Raw genomic sequence first — 15,093 nt, 5'->3', positions numbered from 1 at the left:
AATCGGCGTTTCAGATTCGTTTGATAAACGCCAGCATGTTCAGATCCGGATCATCGAGCGCCGATGCCAGGCGCTCCCCCAACACCGAACGCGCCGCCTGCGGTTCGTCATTCGGTGTGTCGGTCTCAAGGAATGAATCGTTCGCCGGCGATCCGGCGATGACGGTGCACCACAGCCCAACCGACGGCGGTCGCAACGCAATAAAGCACTCCCCGCGCTGCGGTGTCGCCATTGATTCGCGCCAAAAGAGGGAAAGATTCGGCAACCGCGGATGGCCGGAAACGGCGGTGCAGAGACGCGCCCAGAGCGCACTGACGACGTGCGCCTCATCCGGATCGCCTCCAGTCGGGAGATTCAGCGCGGCGCTCAGTCGGGTCGTGTCGCCTCCGCGCAGCGGAACCATCACACCGAACAGGTTTTTGATGACGACGTACTTGCGGCGATCCGCAAAGTCGCCAAGGATGCCGGTCCAAAACGATTGCATGGTGGCGTTTGCGATCGTCTCGGGAGTCGACCGACTGTCCGCGAGAATCGCTTTGTCCAGGAACGGCACCATGCGATCCGCAAACTGTGTCAAATCGGCGCCCGACTCCGCCCGCAATGCCGCGCCCAGTTCTCGACGGACCAAATTCAGGAACTGACCGCAAAGGACCGGCAGCCATTCGCCGCGTGCGTTGCTGCGTCCCACCGGAATTGTCGCGAACACCGAGATCGGATACCGACGCCCGGTGGAATCACGCGACGGCGCGCACACGCCGACCAGCGCATGCTGCGATTCGGCTTGCACGACAAATTGCACCGGAGGGGCCGCATCGAAGCGCGATTCCCAGTCGCCACGATGAATCCGACGCAAGTGTGCCAGACCGTCGCTGTGCCATGAATCAAGCCGGCGCGCTGCCTCGCCGCCCGCCATGTGGCGGATAAAGTCGGGATGTGACGGCAGCTTGCCGAACAACCCGATGCTGGGAGACACCGTCGGCATCGATGAATTACGCGTTGTTACGGACACACGCGGGCCGGACACTGGAAGCGCGAGAAGTGCCCGCTGCTGATAAACTGCGCACCCGAGCCGCTGATGGTGTACTGCGCGTTCAGCGTCGGTCCACCCTGGGTCGGAAAGGCCCAGCGCACGGTATTGCCGCTGAACTTGGCGTCGTCGAAGAGCCGCAGCATCGCCCACTCGCCCGTCTCTTGGCGCGGCATCGCATACAATGTCTGGTCGACCGCCACCACGCTCAGCGACACATGGGTCCCGCCCGCCTGCGGCCATTTGAAGTCGCGCGGATCATCGGGGCCCGGAACGTATTCCCAACGGGTGCTGCCGTATTCCAATGACAGCTTGCGGATGCCGGAGAGACCCTGCGAAGCCGCGCGCAACGTAAAGTTGACGCTCGGATTACTGCCCTGGATCATGCGCCGGATGTCTTCGGCGACCGACAGCGCCCGCTGGTAATCGGCGGATAACGACATCCCCTCCTGACGGGCCGGGGCACCTTCGGCGTCCTCGAACGCAAAAATGCCCGCCGTCGAAAAAAACGATACCACCTGCGCCATCGATGCCTCGGCCTCGCTGGTGGAATTGAAAGGATAGACGCTCGCCAGCCCGGCACCGAATTCGTCGGCAACCGTCTCATTCCAGACGCGGTTGAGGCAGGAGCACATCTCGCCATAGGCGCTGCGTCGCGCGGCATCCAGCGGACGCACCAGCAGCGTCGACGCGGACCGTGCGACCGCCGAACCGTCGATCAATCGCGCGATCGTGCGCTCGCGTTGATCCAGCGCGGTCTTCAGGGCGCGCAGACGTAGTGCGCACTTGGCCTGCTGCTGCAACAAATCGCGCTGCTCTTCAAGCGTCTTGGGCAGCTCGGCCAACAGTGCAATGTAGCTGGCCCGTGGAATGGGGGATCCTTCCGGCAGTTTCGCTTCGCCGAGGAAGCGCGCGAGCGGTACGAACTCTTCATCGATCTTGCTCTTGTAATCGCCGCCGATGTCCAACCGGCTCTCATTCCAGGCGCGCGTCAGCACCAATAACAGCGGCGAATTGTCCTGCGATAATTCATCGAGGCCGGAGGCGGCGTCGGTCAGATCGGTGAAGTTGACCACAATGACCGAGTCGAGGAACTTTCGCCACGCACCGCGAAATTCATCGACATAGCGACGCGTGAGCTCCTCGCGGATTTTGTCGTCCTCGTAGTGGCCCAGCGTCTGCCGCAGCGCCGGGTTGCCGGCGATCTCGTCGGGCATGTTGCGAATACGATCGGCGAGAACGAGCTTCCATCCCTCCCGGGTGAAGGCGCCGCCGATCCGCGCCCCGGCCAGACGAACACTCCCGGGAGCGAAATCGAGCATGGTCAGCAGACCCTGCGTTCCGTTGGCATCGTTGATGATGCGCCGGTACAGCCGGTCGACGGTCCAGAAACCGGCCATAACCCGTTCGATGTCGGCCAGCAGCGCCTGATCGGGTGCGACACGCATCCAACGCAGCGTGGTGTCCGGACGATGGTACCAGTAGTAATTGAGTTGATCGGCAATCAGCGCGCCGAAGTGGGCCTGGTCGTCGATGGGAATCTGCGAACGCCACACCGAATCGGCCTGCGCGATCAGTTCGAAAACATTGTGCGAGACCGAGTCGTAATGTTGCGTAATCATCTTATAGGCCATCGCCGACTCGAAGTAGCTGTTGATCCCCGCCTCGGTGTTCAAATCGAACTCCCCACGTAATCGCGCCCTGAGCTGCACATCGAGCGGACGCAACAAGAGCCGCTGCAGATTCCGGAAGTAGACATCACGCGCAGCGGCAATGACCGGCGGCGATGAATACAACCCGAGTCCGCGCTGGAGGCCGGGTCCTGCTTCCGCCCGCACCAGGGCTTCGCGCAGCATATCCAGCGTGTCGAGATTCGACAGCGAAAATCCGTCGCCGGGAGGCAACGCGGCGGCAATGTGCTCGGTGGTGCGGCGCAACTCGGAATTGAAGCGGCGATTGGCCAGGTAGGATCCGAACAAAGATAACACGAGTAGTCCGGCGGCGGCGGCCTGCGCCCCGATCCACGTCCAGCGGATGAAACGCCGACGACGGCTCGCCGATCCCAGCGGACGCACCTTCGCCTCGTCGGGAAGAATGACCTTTTGGAAGAGATCCTTGATGAAGTACGGTTTGGGCTCCGACGCCGCGCCGCTCGGCGGCACGATCCCGCCGCTGAGGCCGAAATCGCGGCGCATCGCCTCCATCACCTGTGCGATCGGCGCGCCTTCCTGCGTGCCCGACGTAAAATAGAAGCCGCGCACGACCGGATTCTGCTGATACGGGTTGGGGCTGAAGAGCACATCGACGAAGTGCGCCAGCTTGCGCGCGGCATTGGCGAACTCGATCGGCATGACATACGCCCCGCGCCGCTGGATCGGGCGAACGGTCGTCGTCATTTGTCGCAAGCGACGGTGATCGAGAACGGCAGCTAGGTATCCCGCCTCACGCAGGAACTGCTGCTGCAGCGACTCGGTCACGGGCTCGTACTTGCGCGTGAACCCCCAAATCTGTTCGCGCTGCTCGCGTCCGAAGTCGTGGAAGTATTCGCTGAAACCCGAGACCAGGTCGCACTTCGTGAAGACGACGTAAATGGGAAACTGAATCTCGAGCTTGACGATCAATTCATCGACGCGGCTGCGCAGAGTCTTGGCCAGCGTCTCCAAATCATCATTGCCGCGCTTGAGCACTTCGTCGAGCGCCACGGCGAGGATGAGTCCGTTGATCGGTGCACGGCCGCGCGCCTTCTTCAGCATGGAAAGAAAGCCCGACCATTCTTCGCGGTCGTCGGCGGCGGCATCGGTGAGACTGTATCGCCCGGCCGTGTCGAGCACGATCCCCTGCGTCGACAGCCACCAATCGCAGTTGCGTGTGCCACCCAGCCCGCGCACTTTGGCCTCGTCGGATACATCGACCGCCGGGAAATGCAGGCCGCTGTTGCGCAACAGGGTCGATTTACCGGCCGCCGACGGACCGATGATCATGTACCACGGCAACAGGTAGAGCGCATCGGCGCCGCGCCGTCCGCGGGCCAGACGCGATTGCTTCAAAACCGTCACGGCGCGGTCGAGTTTCTCCTTGATCGCGGCCAGCTCGTCGCGGGCATCGGGCCGCGCCGACATCATCTGATCGTCGGCCTGCCGTTGCATAAACCCTTCAAGCAGGCGCGCCTTCTTGCGCGCCCGCCAAGCCTTGAACGCCAGATGAATGATGAAAATGAGGAGGATGAGCAGGGCGGCGAGATAGCACCATAGCCGCCAGCGCGACCCCAGGATTCTCGGTCCGCCGATGGCGATCAGTAGGACGATGACCAGCACCGCGCCCACGGCCGCGAGCTTTGACTTGAGAAACGGGAGGATGAGGCCAAGCATGGCGATGACGATGCTGAGCGTGGTTATTGCAACAGGCGAATCAGCCGGTCGGCGGTCTCCTGCGCCTGCGACGTCGACAAGACCCGCAGGATTACGAACACGATGAAAGCCAACGCGGCCAGCGCGCCCGAGTAAACCCACAACGGCACTTCGCCGCCCAGTTGTGCGACGCTTTGCGCGGGTGGATCGCCATGCGGGGCCAGTACGGCCGATGTGCCGCGAATGCGTTCCAACTCGCGCATGGTCGATTCGACCAATTGCTGCAAGTGAGTCGGATCGGCCAGTGCGTATCGTCCCTCGAATCCCAGCGCCAGACAACAGTGATAGACTTCCAGCAGATCGGTTTGCGCCTCGGGGCGCTGACGAATCGCCGCGAGCCGTTCGAAAAATTCTTCGCCGGCGCGGTTGGTATTGAAGTGTTCCAGCGAAAGCGGACGATTCGCCCAGGTCGATTTGCCCGGCCAATCGGAACGGTTGATCGTCTCGTCGATAAATGCGGTCAGCGCGAATCGTGCCGAGAGAACATCCTCTGCCAGGACGCCGGCCTGCTTGGCGTCGCTCTCCATCGATGCCAGCATTTCGGTGACACGCCGTCGAAGTGCATCCGCGTCGCCGAAATCGCCGCCGTCCTGAAGGTTGAGCACCAGCGAAAACGCGCGACGGCACGCGCGTTGAAGGACCCCCGGTGCGGTCGTGCTCATATGATGACGGTCGTGGTCATGATGGTGAAGTCGTCAATGCTCCGGTCAACTCAGCGCTCGACCGCGAGACATTCGACAGTCCAGTCGGGGAATTCATCGGGTGGGGCATAGATCGCGATCTGGCGCGCCTTCTTGATGTAGTCCCAGCGATCGCCGCGCGGATCGATGCGGAAGTACACCATCCCCGCCTTGCGCGGCACCGATGCCGGCGGCAGTTGCACGAAGATCAGATTGGCGCCCGGCAGATTTCCGCCGATGAGCCGTTCCATTTTGTCGGGGGAGATGACCTTGGCGTGACGCGGAAACTCCGAGGCAATCTTGCTTTCCGACAAATCCGCGCCGACGCCCAGATAGAATTCGGAGCGCTCAAAGAGCGATACGTCTTCGATGGGTCCGTCGAATCGTGACGTGTCGCGCTGCGCCAGCGGAATTCGTACAAAACGCGCTTCAACAACCGCTTCCAGCAATTCGCGCAGCTTGACAACCAGGGGCGCGAACGATCCTTCAAGGTTGTCGTGATCATATGCGGGCAGATTGCGTGGATGCTCACCGACTTTGAATCCGCACAAGTGCCCGGCGAACGCCGCCAGCAACTGAAACAGGCCGAGCGGATGCGCGCGTGGATGCGTGTGCCACTGCGACAGCAATGGAATATAGGCATTGACGGTGTGCAACTTTAAGAAGTTCGGAAAGTCGGACGTGGAGAATTCGGTCAGCGTCGGCGTGCGCTGACGGACTTGCTCGGCCAGCGATTCGGATTTGGCCGATGCCGTCTCCAAGAGGCCCCGCAGTTCCGTCGTGAGATACTTTGACGAATGGACCGAGACGAGCGGCGGAACATAGGATGGACGCAGTCGTGTTTTGCCCTCGGGGCTGCGTTCCACCTCGGCGATTTTCAACACATCGTATCCTTCCAAATCCTCGCCGCCGAAGAGCAGCACCAGCTTCTTTTTCAGATATGGAATCTCGCGCTCGTGCTCGCCGGTGACCGCATCGGGAACATGTGCAAAGGCCCGCGCATACCGTGTCGGCGCGTGGGTTTTCTCCGACTCCATCTGCACACCCGCGGTGCCGGGCCGCAGTCGCGGCAAGCCCAGATAGACCGGCAACACCCGTGCGGTTGGTGCAAAGAGCGACTCGAAAGGTCGTCCTCCCGGCAAATCGTCGACTGAGGGCGCGCGGACCGCGGTCCCGTCGGGCCAAATGCCTTCGACCTCTCCGACCGTCAGCGTCCGATTCTCCACAGCGGTCTCATCAATTGCCAGATGCGAAAGTCCCCACGCAAACGGCACCAGCGCGCGCAGCAAAAACGCGCGCTCGCCGGCAATGTACGAATCAAACTGTTGGAAATGGTGCTGGGTGAGGAAAAGCCCCTCACTCCAGAGGATTTGATGGTAGGGCGGCATCAGTTCAGCAATATCCGCAGATCTGTGATTGGTGTTCTATTGGCACTTGCCCGCTTCCACCCAGTCGGTTCCGAGTGAAAAGCAGGCGATCTGTTTGCTTTTCTTCGGAATGCCTTTGATCATGCGCTCACGATGCTCACCCCGCGGCGGCTGTGCAAAGTTGGCGATCACGCCGATCATCGGCTTGACATCGTGCAGCTTGGCATACGGAATCTCGATGAGCATCGGCAACGACTTTTCCCCCGGCGCGACAATCGCGGTGGCCGAACCCAGCATGTCCTTCTCGAACTCGCTCATGAAGCCCGGATCGAATTCCGGGTTGAAGAATGCACGCACATCGGCGGCCAGGAACCGGTGCTCTCGAGTCAGAATGTAGGCCTTGACCTGCACCGGCTGAAACTTCGTGCCGTCGAAGTTGAGCGAATCGCTGCCGACAAAGACGACTTCGACACGCATCGGCTTTTGCTGCTTGCCGAAGATCCAGCCGCACCCTGAACCGATCACCAAGGCAACTGAAACAAGCCCCACTTCGGCCAGGCCGATCATTCGGATTCCTCGTGATCGATGCGCAATCGTAGCGTTCCGCCTCATGTCCGTCGACCCTCCCCGGATAATTCCGACTCCACCGCCGCCCACATGTACTCCTTGTACCCCTGCCGAAACAACGGCAAAAACCGCGATTGATACCACTGCGCGTCTTCGGCAATCAAGTCGGCGTAACGCCGACGGAATGTTCGGAACAAACCGGCCGTCCGCCAAGGCAGGAGTTGTTTCAACGACCCATGGGATTCCGGCCCTCCAGCGGCCGGCGCGTCGCGTCCCTCTATAATGTCGGGGTCAAGCTCCCGCAGTACGGCCAAGGCCCCCTCGCGCACACAGCGCTCGTATCCGGCCATCAGCGCCAATTGATGATGTTTCAGCTCGTTGACGGAGTTCTGCAGTTGGCGCGTGTTCTGATCATCGAGAGCCGGGTTCTGCCAGTCCAACAGCGACCGCCCCAGATCGCCGCGGAGCTCTGCCACGCGCACAAAGGCCGTGCCCTGCTGTGGCTGCGACGCATACAACGACCACTGGCGCTGCATCTGCTTGCGCCCGGCCATGAGCGTCTTGATGCCGTCGACTAAGGACTCGACCGCTCGTTTGATCCGTTCGCAGAACGCCCGGATCTGATCGGGCGACTCAAAGGCCACCTCATCGCCGGAGAAATGGTGCGCCAATCGGACCAGATAGTCGTACGCCGTCCGGCTCAGTTCCAACTGCCGGCGCAGCTTGGCGTTTTCCTCTTGAAGCCGCTGAATCTCGGATTGGTCCATGGACCTTGGATCGACCCCGCCGTGGCCACAAGCCGTTGCGTGTGTCGATCCAAGTTATTCTAATGCAATGCCGTAGAACGGGCAAGTGGGGATGACGATGAAGAAACCGCAGCTTCTCTCGTCACCCGCCAACGAAGGCGACACGGCGGCGCCGACAATGCCTGGCGGAGCATGTCGCATCTCGCCGTGTCTGCGCTTCGCGGCGGGACCTGCACCCCCCGTGACGTTACCGGCCGAATGTCCAGGCGGCCGTCCACTTCATATCCGGCTCATCGACCAGCCCGAGTTTCACCTCGGCCGCAAATCGATTTCCGCCGGAGAGGGCGTACTCAATGCCTCCGATCATGTGCAGACCGGCCTCAAGATCGCTGTCGCCGTCCCGGCCCCGGCTATCCTGACGGTCGATGGCGTACAGTCCCACGCCGCCGCCGAGAAACGGCCGCCAGGAGTCGTTGTCCACGTTGAACAGATACGCCAAATCGCCATTGACATTCATGATCGTCATGTCGTCACCGACACCGAGTTCAACGTTGGGCTGCAGTCGAAAGCGATCGAACGCATACCCAAGGGACATGTGCGCACCGACATGGACCTGGTCGGGGTCGACCGTCATGCCCACGCGCGGACCCCAACCTTCGACCGCGCCGGCACGCCCGTGCGTTGCGCCCACTGCGATCAACATGGCAAGGCAGGAAATGATGGTGCGTTTCATAAAGTCTCCTTTCGTGCGACTTCCTCTGATGCATCCTCGCCCGACCCCTTGGATGGGGCTCAGACGCCGTCACCTCCATCTGCGCCGATCCAGGAGGCCGGGCGACTCAGCGTAAGCGCGGTGAATCAATGCAGCCCGAGATGAACCTCCGCTGCGGTAATCAGACCCGATTGGGTGTTCAGTTCGCCGACGACTTCAACGCTGGCACCGACATTGATCGCGTTCAACCCGACGGTCAATCCACCCGCACCGAACAGGGCGGTCTGCGAATTGGTGGTGACCGCCAAGGTCGTCTCCGCATTCGGGCACATGACCAATATCTGGCCGCTGTACAGGTCCACCGAGACGACGGTGCATCCGTGGAGCGTCACGTGTTCGGAGCTTTCGAGATTCCCATCCAGCAGGATCTGCGGACGCAGGATGTAGCGTTCGTTGCCGGTCTCATTGACCTGGACCGAATTGTCCAAGTCCAGATCGAGACTCACGACGGTCAGTGCATTGCTGCCGACGACAATCGTGCCCTGCGGATTGAGATCGACGTGCCCGTTGGCGACCAACTGGATATCATCATCGGTGTACACGCTGTCGTCATCGCGCACAAACTCCGGATCGGAGACCCGCAGACGAATCTTCGAGTACAAGCCCGCATCGACCTGCGCCGATGCCAGGATGCGCGAGACCGAGTCGAGCGCGAGAAAGTCCATGCGGACCGCTTCGGAGAGCACGACTTCACCGGATGCCTCCGTCCCATCGTCGTCATGCTGTGTCCCGATCATGGTCACCGATTCGACCGTCAGCCAGACTTCGGTGAAGTTGTCGACGGGGGCATCGTGCATCATCAGGATGACTTTCCCCTGATCCGACTGGCCGCCGACCCCGCGGTCGGTGCCGTTGCATCCGGCGAGCGCCAACACGCCGATCACCGCCGCCGTCACGATCGCCCGCGAGCTGAATTCTGAAATGTGCCTGTTCATTGTTCCTCCCTGAGCAAAGTAATACGGATCCGGATAGCGCCGCACACCGCACGCACTGGCTACAACGCTGCGGGCACCGTGCCCGCATAGTGCAACACTCGAAATAGTGCCGTCTACCGGAGGTAGACGATCAGACCGGCGGTTATGGCCAGCGAGTTGGCGTCGACTTTTCCAATGGTGGACGGGATGTCGTCGAATTCATAGTCGACAAAGAGGTAACGGAAATCGCCGGTCAGTTTCAACGTCGGGGCCAACGGCATCTCCAGCCCCGCGCCAAAGTGGTAGCCCAGCTCGGTATCGGTGTCGTCCTCATACAACGAGCCGGCGGGGAAATCGATTGTCGAATTGTACCAGCCGACTCCGGCCAATCCATAGATCGCCGGAATCGGGTAGAGCATCAGACTGGCGGAGATCGGCCATGTCTTCAGCTCGACATTGTTGCCGAGGTCTTCGTTGCGGTAGTCCACGGCGCCCTCCAATCCGAGGAAGGTCCCGCGGAGACGTGCCATGGCGCCGAGCATGTTCGCGTTGTCGTCGGTGTCGCGATTGTGCACGAAACTGTATCGCGCGCCCAGACCGAGCCCTGTCCCCCATGCCAGGCCCGGCAAAAGTGTGACGAGAAGTCCGACCAGCATGGATGTGATCATCCTGCGCATGGTGCTCCTCCTTCCAACCCATAGTCCCCTTTCGGGACTGCCCAACTGCAATGCTGTGCGTGCGTACGTGCGCGGTGCAGCGTCTTGAGCGCTTATACCGGTCAGGATTCGGCGCGGGTTCCCTTTTTTGGGAAGAAAAACCCGGGAGATTGCTCTATCAGCTTGAACGAGAGCGGGATGTGGGAGACTACTGAAACTCTACATCATTGGGAACCGCACCGCAAAACCCGGAGCGTACCTAGCAGCATCGTGAATCCCTTCTGTGGCACAGATAGCGGGCGTGGCGTGAAGTGAGAACTGCTATATGGTAACCGCTCCACCTAAAGTACGCCCAGGAGGAGTTGAACCCCCAACCTTCTGATCCGTAGTCAGACGCTCTATCCAATTGAGCTATGGGCGCACATCGGCCGGTTTCAGGGCGAATCCGACCGCTTCGGTCCAAGTGTATACGCAGCAAAGGGCTGAAAGTCAATTCTCGTGTCCGCACCCGCGTCGGTGCTTGTACGCTGACACTTACTCGCGAAGCCCGGTCGGCGGGGTGTAATAGATGTAGTCGGTGAGCGTCTGAATCTCCAGTTTCATCCCCTCCACCTGCGCCTTCATCACATCGCGCGCGGAGAGAAACCCGACCAATTGCCCCTTATCCACCACCGGCAGGTGTCGACACCCTTTGTCGGTCATCTTCTTGAGGCAGGTGGCATCGTCGTCGTGGATAAACGCGGTCACCAAGTCAGTGGTCATGACGTCGGCGACTTTGACCTCAGCGGGCTTGTGCCCCGGGGCAATCACGCGGCGCATCAGGTCGCGTTCGGAGAAGACACCGACCAGGCGATTTTTCTCGAGCACGGGCAATGCTCCGACATTGTGCTCAACCATCATCCTGGCGGCATCGTAGGCGGTGGCATCGGATTGGATCGAATGAACCGGCTGCTTGCGGGCCAAAATGGCGGCAATGGTGGGCATGATGGCAATCCTCCGTCGTTCAGTGGGGAAACGGAGTCTTCAATAAAGTACGACGAACTCGACCGGCCCGTCGTACCATTGTCTAACAGCAAGCGTCACTGTAAATTAACACGCAGGGGCAGCGCGGTCAATCGTCTTGCGAGCCCAAACCGAACCTGGGACGGGCCGTAGCACCGGTGGACGACACCGTTCCGGAGATGCGATGCCAGAGCAAGCGCCGATCTACATGGACCATCATGCGACCACCCCGGTCGATCCGCGGGTGATGACCGCAATGCGTCCCTACTTCTCCGAAAAATTCGGCAACGCGGCCTCGGTCACGCACCAGTACGGCTGGGAAGCGGAGGAGGCAGTCGAGACAGCGCGCGCGCAGATTGCCAAGGCCATCGGCGCTGAACCCAAAGAGATCATTTTGACGTCCGGCGCGACCGAATCGGACAACCTGGCGCTCAAGGGTGTGGCCGAGGCGATGCGCGAGCGCGGCGATCATCTCGTCACGACCGCGATCGAACACAAGGCCATCCTCGACAGTGCCAAGCGACTGGAACAACAGGGGACGAAAGTCACTTACGTCGGCGTCGATGCCGATGGCATCGTCGACGTCGATGCCGTTCGCCGCGCGATGACCGATCGCACGATCCTTGTCTCGGTTATGCACGCCAACAACGAGGTCGGGACGGTCCAGCCGATTGCCGCGATCGGGCGGCTTACGCGCGAGCTCGGGATCTTTTTTCACGTCGATGCGGCGCAAACCGCGGGGAAGCTGCCGATCAATGTCGAGCGCGATGGCATCGATCTGCTCTCGTTCTCGGCGCACAAGACCTATGGGCCCAAAGGCATCGGTGCGCTGTATGTCCGACGGCGCAAGCCGCGCGTGCGGATTGCGCCCCTGATCGACGGCGGCGGCCACGAGCAGGGACTGCGCTCGGGAACTTTGCCGGTGCCGTTGATCGTTGGCTTCGCCCGGGCGCTGGAGATTGCTGCCGAAAAAACCGTCGAAGAGAATGCCCGCGTCGCCGCGCTGCGTGACCGTCTCCTGCACGGCATCATGGAGCGTCTCGACGGGGTCACGGTGAACGGCTCGATGACATACCGTCTGCCGGGTAATCTGAATTTGTCCTTCGCCGGTGTCGAAGGCGAAGGTGTGTTGATGGGGGTCAAAGATGTCGCCCTCTCGTCAGGTTCGGCGTGTACATCCGCCCAGGTCGAGCCATCCTATGTGTTGCGCGCAATGGGCGTCGATGGGCAGGCGGCACAATCTTCGATTCGTTTCGGCCTGGGACGTTATAATACCGCTGATGAAGTCGATACCGTGATTGACCGAATTGTCGAGACGGTCACACGGCTGCGTGCGCTCTCGCCGATTCCGCAAGCGGCCGGACACGCCTCGACGGTCGGAACATGATGCGGAATGAGGTGTTGAAGACTCGGAACCGGGAGATGACTGATGTCTGATACGAAACAGACCACAGCAGCAATGAACCAACTGCCGATCGCCGGCGAGTCCGACACCATGGTTGGACTGACCGATGCAGCAGCGGCCGAGGTCAAGCGGCTGATGGAATCACAGCAACTCGGCGATGATTTTTGTCTGCGTCTCGGGGTGGTCGGCGGCGGCTGCTCGGGACTGACCTACCAAGTCAACTTCGACAACGAAAGCGGCAAGTTCGACAAAGTCTTCGAAATCAAGGGCGTGCGGGTGATCGTCGATCTCAAAAGCGCGCTGTATCTGAAGGGCATTGTCATCGATTATGTCCCCGCGATCGTCGGCGGCGGATTTAAGTTTTCCAACCCCAACGCCAGCAAATCGTGCGGCTGCGGCACGTCGTTCTCGGCGTAACCACGCGATCGTCGAACACTGTCCCGTATGCCGCTTTTTGACCTTGAGCAGTTCTCCGACAACGGGCTGCTGCGGGAGGAGTCATTCCGCCGGCAACTGGATGCGCATGACTGGGAACAGTACCGCGGCAAGAGCGTTCATATTCGCGGCTGTGGGAGCATGCCGGTGCCGACGTGGGCCTATCTCATGACCGCGGCCAAGCTGGGGACAGTCGCCCGCAAGATCACATTTGGAGAAGAACAGGCGCCGTTGGTGGTATTCCAGCGGCACGAACCATGATGCGGTTTTTGCTGACATCGCCGTTCAGAGACCGTATCTTCGTCGCATTCAACCCGACCTCAACGTAATCGCGATATCCACTATCGAAAGGAGAACCGGAAACATGAAGCGCTTGGGACTTGCCGTAATTGCCTCGCTCCTGCTCATCGGCGCATCGCACGCGACCGAATTCAAGGTCGACCGGGTCCATTCCAATGTCGGTTTCACGGTCACCCACATGACCATCAGCCGGGTCAGCGGTTCCTTCAGCGATTTCTCTGGCACGATCGTTTATGACCCCGCCGATACCGCAATCTGGGCGGTCGAAGTGACCATTCAGACCAAGAGCGTCAATACCCAAAACGAGAATCGCGACGGCCACTTGCGCAGCGCCGACTTCTTCGACGTCGAGAACAACCCCGAAATCAAGTTTACGTTCGGTAAGATGATGGAAGGCACAGCGGAGTTCGCCGATGCGATGATCGACGGCCAGAAGTGGATGGCTGGGAATGTCGTCGCAAAGGGAAACGACCGGTTCGACTTGCACGGGCTGCTGAGCATACGCGGTGTCACCAAGCCGGTGATCCTGCATGTCGAGAAGACTGGCATGCTGGAAGGTCCGGGCGCCAACAAGCGTGTCGGGTTCTCCGCCACGACAACGGTCAAGCGGATGGACTATGGTGTCAGTTGGAGCAAGACACTGGACGCGGGCGGACTGGTGGTCGGCGATGATGTCAAAGTCACGCTCGACATCCAGGCCATGTACCGCGATCCCGCCGAACAGAAGGGCTGAGAACGACTCACACAGTATCCGTCATGAAGAACCCCGCGCCGGATGGCGCGGGGTTTTTTTGTGTTCATTTGTGTATTCCAGGCGTCTCGCCTGGCTCCCGCACGCAATGTGCCCTGACATTGGAGAGTGTCGAAAAACCTCCGACTCTGCCACATCGGGCGGGTGATTCGTCTCGAAAGAAGCGGAATTGGAAAAGAGAGTTTTTCAGCACTCCCTTGATCAGTGGCTCGATGACTTCCCTCACCGACTCGACTGTCCCACCACTTCCCACTGGGTCGGGTTGTTGACGAAAAACGCCGGATCGATGGCGCTGTCGATTAAGTCAATCGGATCGGCGCCATCGCGAAACAACACCGCGACGCCGGCATCGCGCCGCACATCATCGCGCGAGACCCGAAACGGCACACCCCCGGCGCGCAGGACTTTGGCCAGCGCCGTGGAGCAGACCGTGTACTTGCGCTCGCGGTCGCCGAAGATGCGCAGCCAGCCGGCAAACCGTCCGACCAGCCCCGATAGTCCGAAATCCAGCAGGTCGCCGATGTCGTACTTAAGCCCGACCATCGCTCCGGCCTTCTGCTGCATCGCCGGAAGATTGCCGATCGCCCCACGAAAGCGCGCGACTTTCCAATCTTTCTTGTCAAGGATGACCTCGTCGCGCGTGGTCCACTTGCCCACGGGTGTGGTCATCTCGAAGAACTGACCGCCCAGCCACACGCGCACATGGGTCGGACCGGCATCGGCGCCGCTTCCCCACTTGGCCCTCTGGAATGCGCGGATGCCGCGATAGACGACCCACAGCACCCACCGTCGCGGCGGCCAGACGCCGCCGGACCCGTACGTCACCAGCACATCGCCATCCTGAAACAGAAACATGGGGTTCTCCAACGCTATCTATATGATACGGCGCCCGGCGAATCACCCCCGGAATGGGGGCGGGTCTGTAGGAGTGTTGCAATGTGTCTCGACAGCTCATTCACATCACGAAATACCAGCGAAGGCGATTGCCCCTTGCGCATGCAAAAACCCCCCGCGGGGGGAGCGCGGGGGGAGCGCGGGGGGAGCGCGGGGGTGTTTCGAATCAT

Annotated in this window: 15 protein-coding genes and 1 tRNA gene; 4 read left to right on the top strand and 12 right to left on the bottom strand. The window is 60.8% G+C overall.

Going from position 1 to position 15,093, the window contains the following annotated elements:
• Positions 1-10: 10 nt before the first annotated feature.
• From tagF to VGB22_00635, 11 genes are all read right to left on the bottom strand, one after another.
• Positions 11-973: a type VI secretion system-associated protein TagF gene (gene tagF / locus VGB22_00685; GenBank protein HEX9749793.1), complete on the bottom strand. Its 963-nt coding sequence runs from the start codon at positions 971-973 to the stop codon at positions 11-13.
• Between the two features lie 26 nt (positions 974-999).
• On the bottom strand, positions 1,000-4,395 hold the full coding sequence (tssM, locus tag VGB22_00680) for a type VI secretion system membrane subunit TssM (GenBank protein HEX9749792.1): 3,396 nt from the start codon (positions 4,393-4,395) through the stop codon (positions 1,000-1,002).
• Positions 4,396-4,418: 23 nt separating this feature from the next.
• Positions 4,419-5,096, bottom strand: a complete 678-nt coding sequence (gene icmH / locus VGB22_00675; protein ID HEX9749791.1) for a type IVB secretion system protein IcmH/DotU — start codon at positions 5,094-5,096, stop codon at positions 4,419-4,421.
• A 50-nt stretch (positions 5,097-5,146) separates the two neighbouring features.
• Complete coding sequence (tssK, locus tag VGB22_00670; protein HEX9749790.1) at positions 5,147-6,502, bottom strand: type VI secretion system baseplate subunit TssK; 1,356 nt, start codon at positions 6,500-6,502, stop codon at positions 5,147-5,149.
• A gap of 36 nt (positions 6,503-6,538) precedes the next feature.
• The gene (gene tssJ, locus VGB22_00665; protein ID HEX9749789.1) at positions 6,539-7,048 is read right to left on the bottom strand and encodes a type VI secretion system lipoprotein TssJ; all 510 of its coding nucleotides are present in this window, start codon (positions 7,046-7,048) and stop codon (positions 6,539-6,541) included.
• A gap of 41 nt (positions 7,049-7,089) precedes the next feature.
• Complete coding sequence (locus VGB22_00660) at positions 7,090-7,815, bottom strand: type VI secretion system-associated FHA domain protein (GenBank protein ID HEX9749788.1); 726 nt, start codon at positions 7,813-7,815, stop codon at positions 7,090-7,092.
• A 226-nt stretch (positions 7,816-8,041) separates the two neighbouring features.
• On the bottom strand, positions 8,042-8,527 hold the full coding sequence (locus VGB22_00655; protein HEX9749787.1) for a hypothetical protein: 486 nt from the start codon (positions 8,525-8,527) through the stop codon (positions 8,042-8,044).
• 125 nt (positions 8,528-8,652) lie between these two features.
• Entirely contained in the window at positions 8,653-9,501 is an 849-nt protein-coding gene (locus VGB22_00650) for a DUF4382 domain-containing protein (protein ID HEX9749786.1), read from the bottom strand.
• A gap of 113 nt (positions 9,502-9,614) precedes the next feature.
• On the bottom strand, positions 9,615-10,157 hold the full coding sequence (locus VGB22_00645) for an outer membrane beta-barrel protein (GenBank protein HEX9749785.1): 543 nt from the start codon (positions 10,155-10,157) through the stop codon (positions 9,615-9,617).
• Positions 10,158-10,483: 326 nt separating this feature from the next.
• A tRNA-Arg gene (locus VGB22_00640) sits at positions 10,484-10,557 on the bottom strand.
• 113 nt (positions 10,558-10,670) lie between these two features.
• Entirely contained in the window at positions 10,671-11,120 is a 450-nt protein-coding gene (locus tag VGB22_00635) for a CBS domain-containing protein (protein HEX9749784.1), read from the bottom strand.
• A gap of 202 nt (positions 11,121-11,322) precedes the next feature.
• On the opposite strand from VGB22_00635, the gene VGB22_00630 reads away from it, so the two are divergent.
• The 4 genes from VGB22_00630 (at position 11,323) to VGB22_00615 (ending at position 14,011) form a co-directional block, all read left to right on the top strand.
• On the top strand, positions 11,323-12,525 hold the full coding sequence (locus VGB22_00630; GenBank protein HEX9749783.1) for an IscS subfamily cysteine desulfurase: 1,203 nt from the start codon (positions 11,323-11,325) through the stop codon (positions 12,523-12,525).
• Positions 12,526-12,567: 42 nt separating this feature from the next.
• Positions 12,568-12,960 carry an iron-sulfur cluster assembly accessory protein gene (locus VGB22_00625; protein HEX9749782.1) on the top strand — a complete coding sequence of 131 codons (393 nt, stop codon included), beginning with the start codon at positions 12,568-12,570 and terminating at the stop codon, positions 12,958-12,960.
• Between the two features lie 27 nt (positions 12,961-12,987).
• Positions 12,988-13,239, top strand: coding sequence for a DUF2480 family protein (locus tag VGB22_00620; protein ID HEX9749781.1), 252 nt, complete (start codon positions 12,988-12,990; stop codon positions 13,237-13,239).
• Between the two features lie 103 nt (positions 13,240-13,342).
• Entirely contained in the window at positions 13,343-14,011 is a 669-nt protein-coding gene (locus VGB22_00615) for a YceI family protein (protein HEX9749780.1), read from the top strand.
• A 240-nt stretch (positions 14,012-14,251) separates the two neighbouring features.
• Here VGB22_00615 and VGB22_00610 read toward each other — a convergent pair whose 3' ends face one another.
• Positions 14,252-14,884: a hypothetical protein gene (locus tag VGB22_00610; GenBank protein ID HEX9749779.1), complete on the bottom strand. Its 633-nt coding sequence runs from the start codon at positions 14,882-14,884 to the stop codon at positions 14,252-14,254.
• Positions 14,885-15,093 lie beyond the last annotated feature (209 nt).

It is taken from the genome of Candidatus Zixiibacteriota bacterium, from assembly GCA_036397555.1.
Classification (GTDB): Bacteria; Zixibacteria; MSB-5A5; order WJJR01; family WJJR01; genus DATKYL01.
Note: the sequence above shows the minus strand (reverse complement) of the source record. Positions and strands in the feature narration are given on the sequence as shown.